This is a genomic window from Bradyrhizobium sp. (assembly GCF_016213215.1).
Classification (GTDB): domain Bacteria; phylum Pseudomonadota; class Alphaproteobacteria; order Rhizobiales; family Xanthobacteraceae; genus Bradyrhizobium.
Window position 1 is genome coordinate 16,548 of record NZ_JACRAW010000144.1, and the last position, 20,123, is coordinate 36,670.

The following is a 20,123-nucleotide window of genomic DNA, read 5'->3' on the forward strand; positions in this document are numbered from 1 at the left end:
CGCCTCAACCTGAATGTTGGCGCGCGCCCTTGGCAGCCGCCGCGTGCAATCGTCATCTTAATCGCAGTTTCGGCTCCTCCAACGGCGAAAGCCCAAAGGCTTTCCAGCCGACCTGGTCAAGGTGGCACGCCGGAAACTGCGCTATCTCAAGGCCGCGCGCGATCTTGGCGACTCGAGGTCGCCTCCCGGCAATCGCCTTGAGGCGCCCGCGTGATTGGATGCGATCTCGAAGTCCAACCGACGAGAAGATATTCGATGCCTTCTTCAAATCCGCAATACCCATGCAGCTTCGCGGTCAGAATTGACATCAAAAGCCGCGCACCGGAAAGTCCCTTATGGGCACAAGAGCTGCTGCCAGCGCTGGGTGCGCCTCGTCAAATGTAACTCCACTCTTATCCCGCGCTCTGAGTCTAAACTTCTCGATTTGAGCGCGGCGTCAGCTCCGCTTATCAGTTGGCTTTTGCAAACTTATACGTGCCTTTCTTGTGGCCAATGACCTGACTAATCCCCTCGAAATTGCTCTTTAGAGGCTCGATGGTAATGATGAGTTCGGCCTGGAGACCTTCGAATTTGCCGGTCCCGCCAGTTATCTTGCACTTGTTTGGTTGCCCGGGCAGGAAATCGCATTGTTCGAATGTTTGGTCGCCGTCCTTGTCGACATAGGTACAGAACCCGCGAACTTCGACGGTCTTCGCCGACGGGTCTCTGAGCCGGCTAAACTGGCAGCGTCCACCCATGTTGTTGAGCACTGGGTTTCCGGCGTCGTTCGTTGCTGCCATGGCCTGGTTCAGCAGGTCAAACTCTCTACCGCCGCCGATCGGCATTGGCTTGGGAGGCGGGATTGGCGTCGCGATAAATGTGACGGAGACCGGTCCTTCCGGCGGCATGCTCTGAGCCTGAACGCTGGCGGCCGCCACAAGGACAGCAACCGAAGACAATCCGACAAGTGCGTGAGAAATTGCCATTGCTCTCTCCTTTGATTGCGCAGAGAACCAATTGCAACCCAGCAAAGTTATGCCTCGCGGAACACATGAGCAAGGATAAAGACCTTGAGCATTGATCAAGAAGTGTTGCAGCGCGGAGCCAACAAAGGAGCGCCAGAAGAGCTAAGCCAATACGAGATTGGGCCTCAAGACGGCAGATCGTAACTTCCAAGGCGGAGAAGCCGTCGACGTGCGCTTCGGCACATGAGCAACGGTCGAGCCCATGAGGGCGTCTTTCCGGTTTACCCGGACAACGAACTGACTCGCTCGGAATGGCAGCTGTTGTGACAAAGCGCACGTTGGTTGGAACGCAAGGTCTCCCAGCTCACCGCGCTGAAGGCCTGCGTTACCCGGTTGAGCGGTCACGCAATCGCCGGCACCGCAGAATACCGAGCGAGAGCCCCCTGGCGAACCTGGTTTCAAATCCAGGTGGCAGCCGCGGCCAGCAGGAGAGCGGAGCCAAGCGCGACCATGGCAAGCCCTGGCCAATTCGACCTGATCCCAAAACCGCTGGCCGGTCTCTCAGGTTCCAGGGTGTCACTGCGCCGCCCGGAGTTCAGTCGGCTTCTACCACTTAGTCGGCCTCGCCAGATTGGCTGAAACGCCATGTGCAGCACCCCGCCGACAACCAGCAGCACACCAAGCCAAATGAGTACCATGCTCGTCTCCCGCACAAGTGAATACCCTGAGAGGCTGTCTTCCGCCGAGCGCCGCCGTCCATCCTGGTTGACCTGCGTGCACGCTACGCTGTTTTTCGCCTGATGTCTCTGAAGGGTTCGAAAGCAGACCGTCGGGAAACCGTTTGTGTGAAGGGTTTCGAATGCTCCCGAAGTGTCCGCTCGATCCCAAACAGCGGTCAGCGCCGCTTCGTGAATTGCATCCGATCCCGTCGAACCGCGACTTCGACGCCTTCTTCGCCACCCGCCGCAATGCCGGCGGCACCGGAACGGGTCTTGCGACTGTCCGTGCCGTCATGATGAGCCATGGCCAGATCCGGATGAGCCATGGCGATTCCGCTTTTGCCGAGAGAAGAAAGCGTGTCCTTTGAGTTACGGTTCCCGGCTGGCTGAGCCGCTGCCAGCGAACGTGGCTTGTTGCCGCTTTGGGGTGCTGCGATAACCGTCCCAAATGACGACGCCCGGGACAACCGGGTTCAGGCAAGACACCTCAAGTGCACAGCGGAGGAAACCGTGACCGACCTCGTTCGCATCAAGCGCTTTGTGGCAAGGCCCGTCCTGGTGCCGATGAATCTCGCGTTGCAGACCGCGACCGGCGCGATCAGCCGGGCGCCGCTGGTGCTGGTCGACTGCGAGACCGACCAGGGCGGGCGCGGCCATGCTTACCTGTTTTCGCTCACGCCGGCGGCGCTCAAGCCGCTTGCCGCCATGGTCAACGAGATGTCCGACATGCTCGCCGGCGACCAGTTGGTGCCGTTCGAGATCGAGCGCAAGCTGACGCAGCGCTTCACCCTGCTGGGCCTTGCCGGTTTGCAGCGGCTGGCACAATCCGGGATCGACATGGCGGCATGGGATGCGCTGGCGCGGCTCCGGAAGCTGCCGCTGGCGGGCCTGCTGGGCGGCGTTCCCAAGCCCGTGCCTGCCTATAACTCCAAGGGCCTCGGCATTATGCCGGCCGGCGCGGCGGTCGAGGAAGCGCACCGGCTGCTCGCCGAAGGTTTTGACGCCGTCAAGATTCGCGTCGGCCGGCCCGATGCGGACGAGGACCTCAAGGCCGTGCGCGCGGTGCGCAAGGCGGTCGGCGATGGCGTGACGCTGATGTGCGACTACAATCAGGCTCTCACCGTGACGGAAGCCATCCAGCGCTGCCGCATGCTCGACGATGAGGGCCTGCTCTGGATCGAGGAGCCGATCCGCCATGACGATTATGCCGGCTGCGCGCGCATCGCGGCCGAGATCCGCACGCCGGTCCAGATCGGCGAGAATTTCGACAGCGCGTTTTCCATGCAGGGTGCGCTTGCGGCCCACGCCAGCGACTTCGTGATGCCGGACGTGCAGCGCATCGGAGGCGTCACGGGATGGCTGCGCGCGGCTTCGCTGGCCCATGCCGCCGGCATCCAGATGTCGACGCATCTGTTTTCGGAAGTGAGCGCGCACCTGTTCTGCGTCACGCCGACCGCGCACTGGCTGGAATATGTCGATTGGGCCGACGCCGTGCTGGCGCGGCGCCTGACCATCAAGGACGGCTACGCGCTGCCGAACCAGGAGCCCGGCAACGGCATCGAGTGGGACGAAGCCGCGGTGGCGAAATATCTCGTCGACTGATTTTGCCGCCGTAACCGGGCGCTTTGATCCGGATCAATAGCGCGGCCTGCGCGATGCCTTATCGGCTGTCCCGCAACAACCATCGACCTTTCATGACTGTCACCGCGACCATCGAGCGGCTTCCATCGTCACCGCGGCTCGTGGTGATCATTCTCGGCCTGCTGTCGGTCTTCGGACCGCTCGCCACCGATCTTTATCTCCCCGCCTTTCACCTGCTCGATGTCGGCCGCCGGCAATGCCAGCGGCAGCGGATCGGCGCTGATCGGCGTGCTGCAATTCGGCTACGCCTTCGCCGCGAGCGGCGTGGTGTCAAAGACGCAGAACGGCACCGCGTTTCCGATGACGCTGACCATCCTCGGCTGCGCGGCGCTCGCCAGCCTGACATCGCTGCTCTTCCGTTTCATGCAGCAACAAGGCCGATTCCGGCGGCGAGTGACCATGCCGCCTCGGTGATCGCTGAGCAATCGGCCGTAACTCCGCGCTCATGCGCTCACCGCCGTCTGTCGCAACGACGGCCGGTGACAGCTGGCTGTTCGTCGCCGACGCCGAGCTTGTGCGTCGACCTCCCGACATTCTAGATTTGGCGCCGCAGGCTGCCGCCACTCTGGAAACACGGGCACCACGTCCGGGGCGGGCGCGAGAGGGGGTACGGATGTCGAAACGGCCAACCAGAAGTATTGCGATTGCCTGCGCCCTGGCTTGTATCGGCGTGCAGGCGAGCCATGCGGCCGACCTGTCGAAGATTCAGAACATCGTGGTGATCTATGCGGAGAACCGCAGCTTCGACCATCTCTACGGCCTTTTTCCCGGCGCCAACGGCATCGCGAATGCAAAGCGCGAGGAATATGTCCAGCGCGATCACGATGGCTCCGAACTGCCGTACCTGCGGGTGTGGAACATCAAAGGGGAGCCCGCTCCCGGCTACCCCGAACTTCCAAACGCGCCGTTTCGCATCGACGCGCCGCCGGTGAGCAAGTCGCTGACCGACGTGCTGCTCAGCCCCATCCACGCCTACTACCACAACATCGAACAGATCAACGGCGGCAAGAACGACATGTTCGCCGCGATGTCGACGGTCGGCGGCTACACCATGGGCTATTTCGACGGCAGCCGGATGAAGTTGTGGCAGTGGGCCAGGGAGTACACGCTCGCGGACAACTTCTTTATGGGCGCATTCGGCGGCTCGTACCTGAACCACCATTATCTGGTCTGCGGCTGCGCGCCGATGTTCAAGGATGCTCCCGGTTTCATGCACGCCGTCCTCGACGGCAACGGCAGGCTGAAGAAGATGCCGGACTCGCCGTCAGCCAGGGACGGCGCGGTCAAGACCTATTCCGGCGGCCTTGGCGGCCAGGTCACGCCCGACGGTTACACGGTCAATACCACCCAGCCGCCCTATCAGCCGAGCGGGGTGCGGCCGGCGGAAGGCGGATCGCTCGACATGGCCGATCCGAAAGGCGACGAGCGTATCGGCCTGCCGCTGCCGCCTTCGACCATGAAGACGATCGGCGACACGCTCTCGGCCAAATCGATCAGCTGGGCGTGGTACTCGGGCGGCTGGAACGAAGCGTTGAAGGACGGAATGCGACCGCCTGCCGAAAAGCGCACGGTCATCTACGCGCGCGCGGACGGCGCGATCAATTTCCAGCCGCATCATCAGCCGTTCAACTACTATGCGCGCTTCGCGCCGGGCACTGAGGATCGCGCCTCACACCTCAAAGACGTGGCAGACTTCCTCAAAGCGATCGACAGCGGAACGCTGCCCCATGTCAGTTTCTACAAGCCTGTGGGACTGTACAACCAGCATCCGTCCTACACCGACCTGATGACCGGGGACGCCCACATCGCCGACATTCTCGAACGCTTAAGGAAATCCCCGCAATGGAGCAACATGGTCGTCGTCGTCACCTATGACGAGAACGGCGGGTTCTGGGATCACGTTTCGCCGCCATCCGGGCCGGGCTGGGGCGATCGCTGGGGACCGGGCACGCGCATTCCGGCCATCATCGTTTCGCCGTTCGCAAGGCGCGGCTACGTCGATCACACCACTTACGACACGGGGTCGATTGCCAAGCTGATCACGGCGCGTTTTGCGCTCGAAACCTTGCCGGGCCTGCGCGAGAAAATGGGCGACCTCACCGCCGCTCTCAACCTTCCCTGACCGGGCGGTCGATCGGCGTCAGTCGCGGACATGGCCGGTCCAATCACTCGCTGACCGCTCTGCTGATGCCGTGCCAGACCTGATCCTTAAGTGCGATCAGCGGCGGCGCCGGCAGTGTCAGCGGCGGCTCGCTCCGCCTGACGCCGTCAATGACCAGGCTGGCCACATCGATCTCGCCATCTGTGTGGTAAGGATCGCCTTCGCCATTTCGTCCAATCAGCGTCGGGCCTGTTCCGGAAATCTTGAAGAATGTCTGGACCATCCCGGCCTCGCGCAGATCGCGCATCAGCAAGTCACGTTCCGCGTCGATGTCGGGCGCTATGTGATGGGTCACCTGCCCGGTATCGTGGCTCAAGCCCACGCCGCGATCGAACGTTGCCGAACCGAGCCAGACAGGACGGCCGTCGGTTCCCTTGTCCAGCACCGGCCAAAGACGGACGTGGTGCCGCCGGTCGGCACTTGTTCCCTCCGGCTTTTCGAACGCAAGCAGCTCCCGTTTTCCTTGGTAGTAAAGCGCGCTCACCGGCGCATCCCGGTACGGCCGGTCGAGCACCACGCTGCCAACGATCTCGATACTGGTCCGCAACGTGATCGGGTCCGCCGGAAACCAGCCTGCCGCATGCATGGCGCGCAGGATGTCTTCCTTGCTGCCAACGAGTCCGACGTTCAGAGCGTCACCCGGAATGCCGCTCCCGGTGCGCGTGACCATGGGCAGGGAAGCAAGGCCCGGCTCGTGTTCGTGGTGGCTCCACAGGGCGGGCAGGATGACATACGCAAGCAGCAGATAGGTGACGAGTATTCCCGCCGGAACGATCCACCATCGTCGCCTGCCTGCAATCCGCTTCATGCGTCAATCAACTTCCTTGCGATAGCTTGTTCCGCTGCAGGGTGCTCCCTCGCCGCGACACCAACGTGCTTGTCGCAGGATGCGGAGCGCTCGCTTTGATCCTGTCGGTGAGCTTCGGTCATCGCGCTCCAGTTTCGTATCGCTGGCCGCCGGACCTTCAGCAGACATTTGAGAGGCAGCGCTGACCCGACGGCGCCGCTTACGCGGTCTCGCCGTTTGCCCCGATACCTGCGGACCGAACCCATGCGAACCTCCGAAGGGGCCCGCCAAGGATGCCGAGCTCTTCAGTGAAGCGAGGACTTCCGGAAAACCTGAGCTGGACGAGGGGTCTAGGATGGTGGGCACGACAGGGATCGAACCTGTGACCCCTACCATGTCAAGGTAGTGCTCTCCCGCTGAGCTACGTGCCCTAAGGTCTTAAGTCAGGTGGGGGTCCGTATATCGGCTCCCACGAGGCCACGCAAGGACGCATGCAGGCCCGGTCAGGCCGCCAGCATCTTGTTTACCTCGTTGACCAATTCACGCAAGTGAACCGGTTTCGACAGCACCTTGGCGTTCTTGGGCGCGTCCGAATCGGAATTCAGGGCCACCGCGGCGAAGCCGGTGATGAACATGATCTTCATGTCCGGGTCGAGTTCCGAGGCCCGCCGGGCGAGCTCGATGCCGTCCATCTCGGGCATCACGATGTCGGTCAGGAGCATCTCGAACGGCTCCTCGCGCAGCCGCTGATAGGCGGACATGCCGTTGTCGTGGGAGGAAACCTGGAATCCGGCGTTTTCCAGCGCCTTCACCAGGAAGCGGCGCATGTCGTTATCGTCTTCGGCGAGAAGTATCTTGGGCATGGAAGCGTCGCATTCCGGTGAAGTATTGATCCGTCACTTAGCCAGATAGAGGGTAAATTTCGGGTGAAAGATGGCGGTTTCGCAAGCGCCGGCCGTTGCGCTAGTTCTGGACCCTAAATTGGCCCAGATCAATCGAAGCATCGGCCCCTGACATGCGTTCCAGGCGCGAAGGTATTTTTTGCTTGGCAGACCGATTGCGATTACCGACAATGTGCACACACAAGAGCGCCGCGCTCCGGCCGAATCGGCGTAAACCGGCCTTGCGGCATATGGAATGGCGCCCTGCAGATGACCCGGTTTGACGGCGACTTGTCGCCTCCGTTTGAAATCGTTGAGCCGGCCGAATGGCGGGCGCCGATCATCTTCAACTCCCCCCATTCCGGATCCGTCTACCCGGAGGATTTCCTCAGCGCGTCGCGGATCGATCTGCCGACGCTGCGCCGCTCCGAAGATTCTTTCATGGACGAATTGATCGGGGGCCTCTCCGAGCTCGGGTTTCCGGTGGTCCGAGTCAACTTTCCGCGTTCCTATGTCGACGTCAACCGCGAGCCCTATGAGCTCGATCCGCGGATGTTCTCCGGGCGCCTGCCGAGCTTTGCCAACACGAGGTCGATGCGGGTGGCGGGCGGGCTCGGCACCATCCCGCGCGTGGTCGGCGACGGCCAGGAGATCTATCGGGAGCGGCTGTCCGTCGACGACGCGATTTCCCGTATCGAGGAGCTCTACAAGCCCTATCACCGTGCGCTGCGCCGGCTGATCAACAGGGTGCACCAGACCTTCGGCACCGCAGTCGTGGTGGACTGTCATTCCATGCCCTCGATCGGCGTCGCACGCGACGAGCCGCGGCGGCCGGACATCGTCATCGGCGACCGCTACGGCACGAGCTGCTCGCCGCTGCTTCCGGACCGCGTCGAGCAGACCATGGTCCGGCTTGGCTATTCCGTGGGCCGCAACAAGCCCTATGCGGGCGGCTTCATCACCGAGCACTACGGCAATCCGGCCAGCGGCCTGCACACGGTGCAGCTCGAGCTCAACCGCGCCGTCTATATGGACGAGCGGCGGCGCGAGCGCGGGCAGCGCTTTGCCCAGGTGGTCGCCGACTTTGCCGAACTCGCCAGCACGCTCGCCGCGACCATTCCTTTCGGCGACCTCGGGCCGTTCCAGGCCGCGGCGGAGTAGAAGCTTTTCTCCTTCGCCATTTTCGGCGCGAGTCGGCGCGAATTCGAAAATCGTTCGACCGCCGAGATGGGAGAGAGAAAAAAGACCGGGCAAGAAAAAGGGCCGCTTGAATGAACAAGCGGCCCAAGTCTAGGGAGGAAACGCCCAAGGAGGGCAGCGGTAACGCGAGGCGCTACCGCACCGCAACAATATGCGGCTGCGCTGCACAAAGTGCAAGGGTTTTTGAGTCCTTTTCCATGCGAAAAATGCAGGTCTCCCTTGCCTCCGTGGAACCGCGGGATTTGCCGGATTTCTGATCTGGATCAATGAATTGCTTAGACTCATGGTCCGACGAGGCATGCTTCCGATGATACCCTCGGCGGCCCGCTCGACGCAGAGCTGATCAGAGTACCGGCAATTGCCTCGCCTGCGAGGAATTGAAAAATACCACTGGGCAAACGAAGAGTTCCGGTGCACGACCCGAAGGTTTTGCGTTACGCAGGAGCAGCCCCATCGTTCCCATTCCGAGGTTTAAGCCGCCGTGACGGTGATCGATTTCTCAGCCTTCATAGGACGGCTTGCGACCGCGTCCGGCGAAACCATCCTGCCGTTCTTCAGAACCTCGCTTTTGGTCGACAACAAGAGCCTCAAAGCCGACTTCGATCCCGTCACCGAAGCCGACCGCGCTGCGGAAGCCGTGATGCGGCGCCTGATCAAGGCGAATTTCCCCCAGCACGGCATCGTCGGCGAGGAGTTCGGCAACGAACGCGAGAATGCTGAATATGTCTGGGTGCTGGATCCGATCGACGGCACCAAATCCTTCATCGGCGGCTTTCCCATCTGGGGCACGCTGATCGGGCTGTTGCACCAGGGCTCGCCGGTGTTCGGCATGATGCACCAGCCCTTCATCGGCGAACGCTTTTCCGGCGACAACGGCTCGGCGACTTACAGGGGCCCTTCCGGCGAGCGAAGGCTCGCGGTGCGGCGCTGCCCCTCGATTTCGGAGGCGACGACCTACACGACGAGCCCGCTATTGATGAATGAAGCCGACCGCGCCGTGTTCGGGCGCGTCGAAAAGGCTGCCCGGCTGTCACGCTATGGCGGCGACTGTTATTCCTACTGCATGCTGGCGGCCGGCCATATCGATCTCGTGGTCGAGACCGAACTCAAGCCCTACGACATCGCCGCCATGATTCCGATCATCACCGGCGCCGGCGGCATCGTCACCACCTGGGACGGCCAGCCCGCGCAGACCGGCGGCCGGATCATCGCCGCCGGCGATCGGCGGGTGCACGAGGAGGCGATGAAGCTGCTGAACGCGTAGCGATCAGCCTGCCGTCACAAAGGAACGCCGCCGCGCGTTCGTCGGCCCTCGAACTCGGGCAAGCGCGCCCGGAATGCAGCCGCATGCGCGTGAAGTCGACGAGATCGAACCGCACGCCGGCCTTCATCAGCCTTCGCTCCGGCCGATTGTGCCGGATGGCCGCATCGGCCAATGTTGCGCTATGTTCGATCCTCTGCTGCTTCTGATCGCCGCCGCCTTCCTGCTGGCCGGTTTCATCAAGGGCGTCATCGGGCTTGGCCTGCCGACGGTGTCGATGGGCCTGCTCGCGGTGAGCATGGCCCCCTCCAGGGCGCTCGCCATCGTCATCGTGCCGGCGATCATCACCAATATCTGGCAGACCTTCGCCGGCCCATACTTGCGCGACATCATCCGCCGGCTGTGGCCGCTGATGCTGGGCACGGTCGCCGGCATCTGGCTCAACGCCGACGCGCTGACCGGACCCCACGCGCGCTACGGCACGTTCGCGCTCGGCATCCTGCTCGTCATCTACGCGGTCATCGGACTGAACAGGTTCCACTTCCGCGTGGCGCGGCGCGACGAGAAATGGATCGGTGGCATCGTCGGCGTCGTCACAGGGATCATCTCGGCGGCAACCGGCGTGCAGGTGATTCCGTCCATGCCGTTCATGCAGGCGATCGGCATGGAGAAGGACGAACTGGTGCAGGCGCTCGGGGTTTTCTTCACCGTGGCGACCGTGGCGCTCGGCTTCAATCTCACCTTAAGCGGCGTGCTGAACGCGACGACCGCGCTGCCGGGCGCCGTCGCAATGGCCGGCGCCTTCGCCGGCATGTACATCGGCCAGGCCGTGCGCGCGCGCATTTCGGCCGAAGCTTTCCGGCACTGGTTTCTGATCGCGATGATCTTTCTCGGCCTCTATCTTGCCGGCAGTGCGCTCGCCAAGGAGTTCGGTTAAGGTCAGCGCGCTTCCAACGTCGCGACACGGATGCCGAGGTAGATGAACAGGCCGCCGAGCGCGCGATTGACCCAGGCGATCGCGCCTTCGGCCCCCCTGATGCGGTAGGCGGCCTTCGCCGCGAAGGCCGCGATGAACAGGCACCACGCGGTGCCGGTCGAGATGAAGATCAGCCCGAGGGTCAGGAAAGCGAGCGGCTTGTGCGGCGAATCCGCGGCCACGAATTGCGGCAGGAAGGCGAGGAAGAAGAGCGCGACCTTGGGATTGAGCGCATTGGTCATGACGCCCTGCCAGAACACCCGCCGCAGCGATGTCCGTTCGTCGCGCACGACCGGACCCGCAATGGCTGGCCGTGACCACAGCATCTGCAGGCCGGCGAACACGAGATAGGCCGCACCGATCAGCTTCAGGAGCGCGAAGGCGGTCGAGGACGCCATCAGGAGCGCCGACAACCCGATCGACGCGCCGAAGATGTGGATCAGGCAGCCGCCGCTGATGCCGAGCGCGGCCGCCGCGCCGCCCCGCCAGCCGAACTGGATGCTGCGGCCGATGATGTAGATCGTATCCGGCCCCGGCGTGATGTTGAGCAGGAGCCCGGAGAGAATGAACAGCCAGAGTTCGTGAATGCCGAGCATTTCCGATGTCCAACCCGTCAAACGTTCGAGCAGTTCACCACGAAAACCTCGGGCTTCGCCGGTTCCGTGGGGTCGTCCCACCTGACACACCTATGCCGCGCCAGGGCGGGCGCGCAGCACAATTGCATTCCGGATCGGGCTTCCGCCAGCGAAACCGTGCTCTATAAGCATTGGGGGTCGATAAGTCCCCGCCACGATGCGACCAGCCCTCAATGCCGGGAGCGCAGAGCTTATGGAAAGACGTTTGGCTGCCATCGTTTGCGTCGACGTCGCCGGCTATTCGCGGATGATGGGCACCGACGAGGCCGGAACCCATTCCGTCTTCAAGGCCCATCGCAGCGCGATCCATCCGATCATCCTCAACCATGGCGGCCGGGTCGTGAAGAACACCGGCGACGGGTTCCTTTTGGAGTTTCCCAGCATTGTCGGTGCCATCGAGGCGGCGATCGCACTGCAGACGCGGATGGCGGAACGCAACAACCACCTGCCGGCCGATCGTGCCATGCAGTTTCGTCTCGGCATCCACATGGGCGATGTGATCGCCGACGAGGACGAAGTATTCGGAGACGACGTCAACATCGCGGTTCGCCTCGAATCGGTTGCCGCGCCCGGCGGCGTGGCGATCTCGGCCAAGGCCTATGGCGAAGCCGGCAAGCATCTCAGCGTTCCCCTGGTCAACGCCGGCAGTCACCGTTTCAAGAACATCAAGGAGGCGATCGGTGTCTGGACCTGGGAGCCCGCCGGAGCCGCCGCGCGCAGCCGGCAGGCCCAAGAGGCGTCGGCCCTGCCTTCGCAATATCGAACCGCGATCGTCGGAGTGCTGCCTTTCGCCAATCTCAGCGACGACAGTGACGACTATTTTTCCGATGGTCTTACGGAAGATCTGATTCACGCGCTTTCCCTGCAATCGTTCTATCGCGTGCTGGGCCGAAACTCGACGTTCGCGTTCAAGGACAAGAGCTTGAGCCCGCGCCTCATCGCGCGTGAGATCGACGCGACCTACCTGATCCAGGGGTCGGTGCGGCGCGCCGGAACGAAGATCCGTGTCACCGCCGAACTGATCGCGCCCGAGAGTGGCGAACAATTATGGACCGGCCGGTATGACCCGGACATCGGCGACATCTTCGCGGTGCAGGACGAGATCACGACCAGCCTTTCGGCGGCAATCGCCCCGGAGATATTTCGCGCGGAAGCCTCCGCCCCGGCGAGGACTTCGTCGATCGACCTGACCGCCTGGGATCGATTCCTGAAGGGCCTTTCCCGCTACTATCAGCATACGAAACCCGATTTCGAAAGCTCGATCGAGCTGTTCAGGCAGGCCGTCGCGCTCGATCCAGGGCTATCGATCGCGCGTGCCTATCTCGCCACCATCATGGTGCAGGGCGTGCACTATGGTTGGATCAAGAGCACGCGCGAACTGTGGAGCTCGGCGATGGAGCTTGCGGAAACCAGCGTTCGACTGGATCCCCGCTCGTCCTTCGCATTTTCGATCTTGGCCTATTTGCATGCGATGGAGGGGCACTACGAAGAAGCCATGGAGGCCGTCAAGAAGGCGGTCGAGCTGAACCCTTACGACATGGGTGCGCGCGGCGTTCAGGGTATCTGTCACCTCGTGATCGGCGAACATCGGCAGGCGATCGAGCTGCTTTCTATGGCGTTCCAGCGCGGCAACAGCGATCCCAGATACCAATGGGCGGCGCTGAACGCGTTCAGTCACTATCTTCTGGGGCAATATGACGCTTCGCTGTCTTGGGCGCGCGAAGCCCTGTATTTGAATCCGAATCATCTTCAGGTACTGGCCGTGCGGGCGGCGGCGCTGGCGCAGTTGGGACGACGCGAGGAAGCGGGGCAGGCGGCCGAGGTCTTGCTGAGCAACTATCCCGGCCTGACCGTCGAGCGGCACTTGCGGAATTTCCATTGGAGGAATCCGGCCGACATCGCCCGCTATCGCGATGGACTTGTGAAGGCCGGCGTACCGTTCGGCAAATTGACCGTAGTCGCGTCCTCCAGGGCCTAAGGCCGACGCTTCAAGCGAGGCCTGGCCGGCGCCGCAATGACGAGATGAGCCGGCGACAGGGAACTCCTCGACGGCCGGCGTCGAAGAGAGGCTTTGACTGTCGTGTCATTGTCACCGGCAAGACCACAGTTTCGGTTCGAACCCTGGCACCCATTTATCGTGCTTGGGCAAGTCGTCCTGAATCGTCCACCAAGGGGCACGCGACAACGCAAATACGTGCAAGAGCGGTCGAACCTCCGGATCATCATCGAGCAGACCGGCCGCGATGCTGACGGTCTTCAGGTAACTCGCCTTACCTGGCGTCAGGCAGCCGCAGACTTTGCAGCGGTAACGGAAACTGCCTGGTGAGGATTCGTACTGCACAATCATGTCTTCGCCTTCAACAAAGCGAAATTTGTCGGGGTCGACATGAGCGTAAGTAGCGAACGCAGCGCCGGTCAGCTTGCGGCAGTTGGCGCAATGGCAATGAGTAAGCGAGCGCACTTTATCGATTTCAAACCGCACAGCGCCGCACAGGCAGCTTCCTCGAATCATGACTGCGCCTCTTTCAACCACAATGCTCGCGTCGTTCAGTCCGAAGCCGCCGCGAATAAGAATCCGAGCCCAGTGAATCCGCAAGGGCAGATTCGCCCTGCAACTTTACCCGAACAACGGCGAGCCGGGGACGAAGGCGTCGAACGCGGCCCAGAACTGCGAGCGGTAGCGGTCCTGCTCCTGCAGGATCTCGTGCTTGGCGCCGGCAATGACCAGATGCGAACCGGCGGGCAGATGATAGGCGAACTCCTCGATCGCCGCCGTCGAGACGATGGTGTCGTTGCTCGCCGCCAGCATCAGGATCGGCTGGCGGATCTCCGACGGGTAATAGGCGCCCTTGAAGGTCTGCATCGCCTTGAAGGCGGCATCGGCCCAGGCGATCGTCGGGGCCGCAGTACCGAGCCTCGGATCCTCCTCCAGGATCGCGGCATTGCGGGCATAGCGCACGGGATCGCTGGTCAAGGGATTGCCGATGAAGCTGTCCGCGCCGGTCAGCCGGCTGCTGCCGCCGGGCACGTAACGGCCGCCCTGCCCCAACAGTCGCAGCATCCTGATCACGGCGCGCGCCGGAAACGAGGTGGTCCGGCCCGGCAGGTCGATCATCGGGGCCGACAGAACCATGCGGTCGAACCAGCGCTTGCCAGCATGGGCGAGGCGCAGCATCACCGCGCCGCCCATGGAGTGGGCAAGCGCGAAATAGGGCGGCGGGCAGTCCGGCAGAATGACCTGCTGCACGAAGGTCTCGACGTCGAGCTCGTAGTCGGAGAAATCCCGCACATAGCCCTTGCGCGGATCGCGCAGCCGCCGCGACGAATAGCCCTGGCCGCGCCAGTCGATCATCGCCACCGCAAAGCCGCGATCCCGCAAATCGCGAACCGTCTCGAAATACTTTTCGATCGATTCAGCACGGCCCGGGAACACGCACACCGTACCCTTGCGTCCGACCGGAGGCGCCCAACGCGCAAAGCGCAGTTCCGCCCCGTCGGGCGTCTTGATGGTGCCGCTGATGACGTCTTCAGGCACTGGGTTGGCGGGAATCGAGACGAGCGTCATGGACGGAACCGCTAGGTGAAAAGTACCGAAAATCAAGGGGAAGAGCGCCGGGAAAGGGCTGTGCCGAGCCCTCTTGAACGTCGTCTCGGTCAACCCATATCACCTTCGTGCAGGCCGCTACCAGTGTTTCGGAACCGGACCACGAGGCTGCACACGGAAGAAAGCCCGGCCCAATGGCGGGCGGGTTACCGAATTCAAGTCGCTCAATGGAGGACTGATCATGCGTACCTACGACCTCACCCCCTTCTATCGTTCCACCGTCGGCTTCGACCGCCTTTTCTCCCTGCTTGGCCAGGCGACCTCGGACGGCAGCCCCGGTTATCCGCCCTATAACATCGAGCGTACCGGCGAGAACTCCTACCGCATCACCGTTGCGGTATCGGGCTTCTCCAAGGACGAGCTTTCCATCGTCGCCAAGGAAAACACGCTGACGATCAAGGGCGAGAAAGTCGCCACCGAGAACGGCAAGGACAAGACTCAGGTGCTGTACCGCGGCATCGCCGCGCGCGCCTTCGAGCGTGCTTTCCAGCTTGCCGATTTCGTGCAGGTGAAGAACGCCTCGCTCGAAAACGGGCTGCTCCACGTCGATCTCGTGCGCGAGATCCCCGAAACCAAGAAGCCGCGCCAGATCCCGATCAACGCCGCCGCCCAGGCTGCGCAGGCGATCGAGGGCTCGACCGAGAAGGCCGCCGCCTAAGGCCGGTTTCGAACAGACGGTGATTACCAAACGCCCCGGGAAACCGGGGCGTTCTTTGTTGTGACCAGTGTCGTCCCCGCGAACGCGGCGACCCATAACCGGTCGCTGCGGCGCCCCGGAAATGACGGGAGCCGCGGCAATCAATCCAGTCCCAGGGCCGGAGGCATGTCCTGCGTCGGCAGAATGGTCGGGGCGGGCCTCGCCTGACCGACCGTCGGCGCGGCCGCTTGCGGAACCGCGGTTGCTTCCTGCGGCCTCGCCCGCGCCGCGGCTGAGGGCTGAGGCGCAGGCGCGGACGGTGCAGGCGCTGCGGCTACCTCGCCCCGCACCGGGGCTGCCTTCGGCAAGGGGACAGTGCGGCTGGCTACGCGCGGGATCGGAGCCGGCGGTCGCGGCGCGGCACGGACGGCCTCCGGGGCCGGCAACGCCCCTTGCGTCCCATAGGGTCCCAGGTAAGGCGTCCTGGCGTCGTCCTCGACGGGAGGACCCCAGCGATCGGCCGGAATGAAGCGTACGATCCGGCCATCGCGGGCATCGATCACCAGCCGGCCGTCATCGCCGCGTCGGTCGATGGCGGCGATGGTGTAAACAACGCCGCGGAGGCGGGGGATGCCAAGCGGCGAGAAGCCGTTTTCGCGCAGCACCGCGTAGACCTCTTCAGACGGCAGCAGGGCCGGACCGCGGTCGTACCCGTAACCGCTCCTGTAGCCATGGCGCGGTGCCGGCACCTCCGGCGCATAGGCCCCCTCAAGATCCGACACCGGCATGTACCGCGTCCGCATCCCATCAGACGGCACCTGCCCATTGGCACCCGTGACCGCGAGAACCAGGGCGGCCGTAGCCGCCCATCCCGTTAAAATCTTCATAACGCACACGCTCCTGTCAGGCCCTGTTCCCCGGCGCTTTTTTGCTTCTGCCTCGCAGGCGCCGCTTCAGTGCTCAGGCCATAAGGTCGTTGTGGATTTCGGCCGTCCTTGGGCCGGATCGCGGCACGTTTGCTTCAAATCCGCGGCGCAGAAAGTAAACAGAATAGCGGATGGCGTGTTTGGAGCCGGGACTTCCACGCGCTTGTGTGGTAAAGAAAAATTTGGCATTGTCGGGGTTAGGACAGGATAGCTGTCTCAATTTCGCTGCGGCCCCGACATGGGGATTAGCAGCAAAAACTCGGCGCCTTGAGCGTGCCGGGAAGGTGCAGGCAAAGCCGTTCGCGGGGACGTTGAACGCTGAGCCTGAATTCTGAAAATGCGGCTCGCTGAAGGACGAGCGGTGACCTTCGAGGTACCGCAGGACGCCCAAGGTGCGCCGCCGAGGGCGGCGAGACGTCTTGCCGCATGAGAGGACGAGAAAATGAGCGGTGCGGAATTCGAGCGCGGAAACATCGTGGCAGATCGGCTGTCGGCGACTGTGGCCTCGAAACCGGCCGACGAGGCGCGTGAGCACACGTTCCGCCCGGCGGCGGAGGGCCTCTACGACCTGAGCCTGGAGAAGGATTCCTGCGGCGTCGGCTTCATAGCCAACATCAAGGGCAAGAAGTCGCATCAGATCATCTCCGACGCGCTGGACATTCTGTGCAACCTGGAGCATCGCGGCGCCGTCGGCGCCGATCCGCGGGCCGGCGACGGCGCCGGCATCCTGGTGCAGATCCCGCACGCCTTCTTCACCCGCAAGGCCAAGGAACTCGGCTTCACGCTGCCGGAGCCCGGCGAATACGCCATCGGCGCGCTGTTCATGCCGCGCGACACCGCTTGGCGCAACGTCATCAAGAGCATCATCGCCGACGAGATCAAGGCGGAAGGCCTCAAGCTGCTCGGCTGGCGCGACGTGCCGACCGACAACGCCTCGCTCGGCGAGACCGTCAAGCCGACCGAGCCCAACCACATGCAGGTCTTCATCGGCCGCAACGGCGCGGCGAAGACCGACGACGAGTTCGAGCGTCGGCTGTACATCCTGCGCAAGTCGATCTCGCAGGCGATCTACCAGCGCCGCGACCGCGGCATGGCCGGCTACTACCCGTGCTCGCTATCCTGCCGCACGGTGATCTACAAGGGCATGTTCCTCGCCGACCAGCTCGGCAAGTACTATCCCGACCTGCACGAGCCGGATTTCGAAAGCGCGCTCGCGCTGGTGCACCAGCGCTTCTCGACCAACACCTTCCCGACCTGGTCGCTGGCGCATCCCTACCGGATGATCGCCCATAACGGCGAGATCAACACGCTGCGGGGCAACGTCAACTGGATGGCGGCGCGCCAAGCTTCCGTGAGCTCGGAGTTCTACGGCAAGGACATCAGCCGGCTGTGGCCGATCTCCTACGAAGGACAGAGCGACACTGCCTGCTTCGACAACGCCCTCGAATTCCTGGTGCAGGGCGGCTACTCGCTGCCGCACGCCGTGATGGTGATGATTCCGGAAGCGTGGGCCGGCAATCCGCTGATGGACGAGAAGCGCCGCGCCTTCTACGAATATCACGCCGCGGTGATGGAGCCGTGGGACGGCCCCGCCGCGATCGCCTTCACTGACGGCCGCCAGATCGGTGCCACGCTCGACCGCAACGGCCTGCGGCCGGCGCGCTATCTCGTGACGAAAGACGACCGCATCGTGATGGCGTCCGAAATGGGCGTCCTGAACATTCCCGAGGAGCAGATCATCACCAAGTGGCGGCTGCAGCCCGGCAAGATGCTGCTCGTCGACCTCGATCAGGGCCGGCTCATTCCCGACGACGAGATCAAGGCCTCGCTCGCCAAGAGCCATCCCTATCAGGAATGGCTCGACCGCACCCAGATCGTGCTGGAGGAATTACCGGAGGCGCCGACCACCGGCGTGCGCTCCAACCTGCCGCTTCTGGATCGGCAACAGGCGTTCGGCTACAGCCAGGAAGACATCGCCGTCCTGATGACGCCGATGGCCTCGACCGGCGAAGAGCCGACCGGCTCGATGGGCAACGACACGCCGCTGTCGGCGCTGTCGAACCGGCCGAAGCCCCTGTTCACCTATTTCAAGCAGAACTTCGCCCAGGTCACGAACCCGCCGATCGATCCAATCCGCGAGGAACTGGTGATGAGCCTCGTCTCCATCATCGGGCCGCGGCCGAACCTGTTCGACCTCAAGGGACTGGCGGCGACCAAGCGGCTCGAGGTGCGCCAGCCGATCCTGACCGACGCGGACCTGGAGAAGATCCGCTCGATCTCCGATGTCGCCGGCAGCCATTTCAAGTCGCGCACGCTCGACACCACCTTCCACGCCGGCCTTGGCGCTGCGGGAATGGACCAGGTGCTCGACGAACTCTGCGCCCGCGCGGAGCAGGCGGTGCGCGAGGGCATCAACATCATCATCCTGTCGGACCGCATGGTTGGGGTCGACCGGATTCCCATTCCCTCCCTGCTCGCCTGCGCCGCCGTGCATCATCATCTGATCCGCACGGGCCTGCGCACCTCGGTCGGCATCGTCATCGAATCCGGCGAGCCGCGCGAGGTACACCACTTCGCCTGTCTTGCCGGCTACGGCGCCGAGGCGATCAACCCCTATCTCGCGTTCGAGACCATCATCGCGCTCAAGGATCGCCTGCCGGCGGCGCTCGACGACTATGAGATCGTCAAGCGCTACATCAAGTCGATCGGCAAGGGACTTTTGAAGGTGATGTCCAAGATGGGCATCTCGACCTACCAGTCCTATTGCGGCGCGCAGATCTTCGACGCGGTCGGACTGAAGGCGGACTTCGTCGGGAAGTTCTTCGCCGGCACCCATACCCGGGTCGAGGGCGTCGGCCTCGCCGAGATCGCCGAGGAATCGGTGCGCCGCCATGCCGACGCGTTCGGCGACGCGCTGGTCTACAAGAGCGCGCTCGACGTCGGCGGCGAATATGCCTTCCGCACCCGCGGCGAGGACCATGCCTGGACCGCGGAATCGGTATCCCTGCTGCAGCACGCCGTGCGCGGCAACTCGCAGGAACGCTACCGCGCCTTCGCCAGGATCCTCAACGAGCAGTCCGAGCGCCTGCTCACCCTGCGCGGGCTTTTCCGGATCAAGAGCGCCGATGAAGACAAGCGCAAGCCGGTCAAGCTCGAGGAAGTCGAGCCAGCCAAGGATATCGTCAAGCGCTTCGCCACCGGCGCGATGTCGTTCGGCTCGATCTCGCGCGAGGCGCACACCACGCTCGCGATCGCGATGAACCGGATGGGCGGCAAGTCCAACACTGGCGAGGGCGGCGAGGAAGCGGACCGCTTCAAGCCGCTGCCCAACGGCGACTCCATGCGCTCGGCGATCAAGCAGGTCGCCTCGGGCCGCTTCGGCGTGACGACTGAATATCTCGTCAACTCCGACATGATGCAGATCAAGATGGCGCAGGGCGCCAAGCCCGGCGAAGGCGGCCAGCTGCCCGGCCACAAGGTCGACGCGACCATCGCCCGCGTCCGCCACTCGACGCCGGGCGTCGGCCTGATCTCGCCGCCGCCGCACCACGACATCTATTCGATCGAGGACCTCGCGCAGCTCATCTACGACCTCAAGAACGTCAATCCGGAAGGCGACGTCTCGGTCAAGCTCGTCTCCGAAATCGGCGTCGGCACCGTGGCCGCGGGCGACGCCAAGGCGCGCGCCGACCATGTCACCATCTCCGGCTTCGAGGGCGGCACCGGCGCTTCGCCGCTGAACTCGATCAAG

The 20,123-nt window shown here is 63.5% G+C and carries 17 protein-coding genes, 1 tRNA gene and 1 pseudogene; 11 read left to right on the plus strand and 8 right to left on the minus strand.

From position 1 onward, the window contains the following. Positions 1-91: 91 nt before the first annotated feature. Positions 92-205 (plus strand): annotated as a pseudogene (locus HY852_RS23525) (type II toxin-antitoxin system RelE/ParE family toxin); the annotation flags it as partial. A 244-nt stretch (positions 206-449) separates the two neighbouring features. Here the strand turns inward: HY852_RS23525 and HY852_RS23530 are convergent. Beyond that, positions 450-965 (minus strand): hypothetical protein, encoded by a 516-nt coding sequence (locus HY852_RS23530; protein ID WP_291607295.1) that lies wholly within the window; start codon positions 963-965, stop codon positions 450-452. Between the two features lie 838 nt (positions 966-1,803). On the opposite strand from HY852_RS23530, the gene HY852_RS23535 reads away from it, so the two are divergent. The 4 genes from HY852_RS23535 to acpA all read left to right on the plus strand — a co-directional run bounded on the left by HY852_RS23535 (position 1,804) and on the right by acpA (position 5,426). Then, on the plus strand, positions 1,804-2,031 hold the full coding sequence (locus HY852_RS23535; RefSeq protein WP_367116412.1) for a hypothetical protein: 228 nt from the start codon (positions 1,804-1,806) through the stop codon (positions 2,029-2,031). A 142-nt stretch (positions 2,032-2,173) separates the two neighbouring features. Further along, positions 2,174-3,265: an enolase C-terminal domain-like protein gene (locus HY852_RS23540; RefSeq protein ID WP_291607296.1), complete on the plus strand. Its 1,092-nt coding sequence runs from the start codon at positions 2,174-2,176 to the stop codon at positions 3,263-3,265. A gap of 219 nt (positions 3,266-3,484) precedes the next feature. Beyond that, a complete protein-coding gene (locus HY852_RS23545; protein WP_291607297.1) occupies positions 3,485-3,718 on the plus strand; it encodes a hypothetical protein in 234 nt (77 codons plus the stop codon). Between the two features lie 199 nt (positions 3,719-3,917). Further along, positions 3,918-5,426: an acid phosphatase gene (acpA, locus tag HY852_RS23550; RefSeq protein ID WP_291607298.1), complete on the plus strand. Its 1,509-nt coding sequence runs from the start codon at positions 3,918-3,920 to the stop codon at positions 5,424-5,426. A 43-nt stretch (positions 5,427-5,469) separates the two neighbouring features. On the opposite strand, the gene HY852_RS23555 is transcribed toward acpA, so the two are convergent. The 3 genes from HY852_RS23555 to cpdR all read right to left on the minus strand — a co-directional run bounded on the left by HY852_RS23555 (position 5,470) and on the right by cpdR (position 7,115). Further along, entirely contained in the window at positions 5,470-6,135 is a 666-nt protein-coding gene (locus HY852_RS23555) for an LssY C-terminal domain-containing protein (RefSeq protein WP_367116413.1), read from the minus strand. Between the two features lie 473 nt (positions 6,136-6,608). Next, positions 6,609-6,683: transfer RNA gene (locus HY852_RS23560), tRNA-Val, on the minus strand. A 72-nt stretch (positions 6,684-6,755) separates the two neighbouring features. Further along, positions 6,756-7,115 carry a cell cycle two-component system response regulator CpdR gene (cpdR, locus tag HY852_RS23565; protein ID WP_291607300.1) on the minus strand — a complete coding sequence of 120 codons (360 nt, stop codon included), beginning with the start codon at positions 7,113-7,115 and terminating at the stop codon, positions 6,756-6,758. Between the two features lie 288 nt (positions 7,116-7,403). Between cpdR and HY852_RS23570 the strand changes: the two genes are divergently transcribed. The 3 genes from HY852_RS23570 to HY852_RS23580 all read left to right on the plus strand — a co-directional run bounded on the left by HY852_RS23570 (position 7,404) and on the right by HY852_RS23580 (position 10,531). After that, positions 7,404-8,294 carry an N-formylglutamate amidohydrolase gene (locus HY852_RS23570; RefSeq protein ID WP_291607301.1) on the plus strand — a complete coding sequence of 297 codons (891 nt, stop codon included), beginning with the start codon at positions 7,404-7,406 and terminating at the stop codon, positions 8,292-8,294. 520 nt (positions 8,295-8,814) lie between these two features. Then, entirely contained in the window at positions 8,815-9,597 is a 783-nt protein-coding gene (gene hisN / locus HY852_RS23575; protein WP_291607302.1) for a histidinol-phosphatase, read from the plus strand. Positions 9,598-9,778: 181 nt separating this feature from the next. Further along, positions 9,779-10,531: a sulfite exporter TauE/SafE family protein gene (locus HY852_RS23580; RefSeq protein WP_291607310.1), complete on the plus strand. Its 753-nt coding sequence runs from the start codon at positions 9,779-9,781 to the stop codon at positions 10,529-10,531. 2 nt (positions 10,532-10,533) lie between these two features. Here the strand turns inward: HY852_RS23580 and HY852_RS23585 are convergent, their stop codons facing one another. Continuing rightward, on the minus strand, positions 10,534-11,166 hold the full coding sequence (locus tag HY852_RS23585; protein WP_291607303.1) for a LysE family translocator: 633 nt from the start codon (positions 11,164-11,166) through the stop codon (positions 10,534-10,536). 232 nt (positions 11,167-11,398) lie between these two features. Here HY852_RS23585 and HY852_RS23590 point away from each other — a divergent pair, with 232 nt between their 5' ends. Then, positions 11,399-13,183 (plus strand): adenylate/guanylate cyclase domain-containing protein, encoded by a 1,785-nt coding sequence (locus tag HY852_RS23590; RefSeq protein WP_291607304.1) that lies wholly within the window; start codon positions 11,399-11,401, stop codon positions 13,181-13,183. A gap of 111 nt (positions 13,184-13,294) precedes the next feature. On the opposite strand, the gene HY852_RS23595 is transcribed toward HY852_RS23590, so the two are convergent. Both HY852_RS23595 and HY852_RS23600 read right to left on the minus strand, forming a co-directional pair. Beyond that, on the minus strand, positions 13,295-13,801 hold the full coding sequence (locus tag HY852_RS23595; RefSeq protein ID WP_291607305.1) for a GFA family protein: 507 nt from the start codon (positions 13,799-13,801) through the stop codon (positions 13,295-13,297). A 21-nt stretch (positions 13,802-13,822) separates the two neighbouring features. Continuing rightward, the gene (locus tag HY852_RS23600) at positions 13,823-14,770 is read right to left on the minus strand and encodes an alpha/beta fold hydrolase (RefSeq protein WP_291607306.1); all 948 of its coding nucleotides are present in this window, start codon (positions 14,768-14,770) and stop codon (positions 13,823-13,825) included. A 220-nt stretch (positions 14,771-14,990) separates the two neighbouring features. On the opposite strand from HY852_RS23600, the gene HY852_RS23605 reads away from it, so the two are divergent. Continuing rightward, positions 14,991-15,467, plus strand: a complete 477-nt coding sequence (locus HY852_RS23605) for an Hsp20 family protein (protein WP_291607307.1) — start codon at positions 14,991-14,993, stop codon at positions 15,465-15,467. Positions 15,468-15,607: 140 nt separating this feature from the next. Here the strand turns inward: HY852_RS23605 and HY852_RS23610 are convergent, their stop codons facing one another. Then, positions 15,608-16,333, minus strand: a complete 726-nt coding sequence (locus HY852_RS23610) for a hypothetical protein (protein ID WP_291607308.1) — start codon at positions 16,331-16,333, stop codon at positions 15,608-15,610. Positions 16,334-16,814: 481 nt separating this feature from the next. Between HY852_RS23610 and gltB the strand changes: the two genes are divergently transcribed. Then, positions 16,815-20,123: glutamate synthase large subunit (gltB, locus tag HY852_RS23615; RefSeq protein WP_291607309.1), on the plus strand; the 3,309-nt coding region annotated here is incomplete at its 3' end.

What these genes read in the sequence shown, in the direction of transcription:
- acpA (WP_291607298.1), top strand. Translation starts at nt 3,918, where the DNA reads ATGTCGAAACGGCCAACCAGAAGTATTGCGATTGCCTGCGCCCTGGCT.
- HY852_RS23605 (WP_291607307.1), top strand. Translation starts at nt 14,991, where the DNA reads ATGCGTACCTACGACCTCACCCCCTTCTATCGTTCCACCGTCGGCTTC.
- HY852_RS23610 (WP_291607308.1), bottom strand. Translation starts at nt 16,333, where the DNA reads ATGAAGATTTTAACGGGATGGGCGGCTACGGCCGCCCTGGTTCTCGCG.
- HY852_RS23530 (WP_291607295.1), bottom strand. Translation starts at nt 965, where the DNA reads ATGGCAATTTCTCACGCACTTGTCGGATTGTCTTCGGTTGCTGTCCTT.
- HY852_RS23570 (WP_291607301.1), top strand. Translation starts at nt 7,404, where the DNA reads ATGACCCGGTTTGACGGCGACTTGTCGCCTCCGTTTGAAATCGTTGAG.
- HY852_RS23585 (WP_291607303.1), bottom strand. Translation starts at nt 11,166, where the DNA reads ATGCTCGGCATTCACGAACTCTGGCTGTTCATTCTCTCCGGGCTCCTG.
- HY852_RS23555 (WP_367116413.1), bottom strand. Translation starts at nt 6,135, where the DNA reads ATGGTCACGCGCACCGGGAGCGGCATTCCGGGTGACGCTCTGAACGTC.
- cpdR (WP_291607300.1), bottom strand. Translation starts at nt 7,115, where the DNA reads ATGCCCAAGATACTTCTCGCCGAAGACGATAACGACATGCGCCGCTTC.
- HY852_RS23600 (WP_291607306.1), bottom strand. Translation starts at nt 14,770, where the DNA reads ATGACGCTCGTCTCGATTCCCGCCAACCCAGTGCCTGAAGACGTCATC.
- HY852_RS23580 (WP_291607310.1), top strand. Translation starts at nt 9,779, where the DNA reads ATGTTCGATCCTCTGCTGCTTCTGATCGCCGCCGCCTTCCTGCTGGCC.
- HY852_RS23545 (WP_291607297.1), top strand. Translation starts at nt 3,485, where the DNA reads ATGTCGGCCGCCGGCAATGCCAGCGGCAGCGGATCGGCGCTGATCGGC.
- HY852_RS23590 (WP_291607304.1), top strand. Translation starts at nt 11,399, where the DNA reads ATGGAAAGACGTTTGGCTGCCATCGTTTGCGTCGACGTCGCCGGCTAT.
- HY852_RS23535 (WP_367116412.1), top strand. Translation starts at nt 1,804, where the DNA reads ATGCTCCCGAAGTGTCCGCTCGATCCCAAACAGCGGTCAGCGCCGCTT.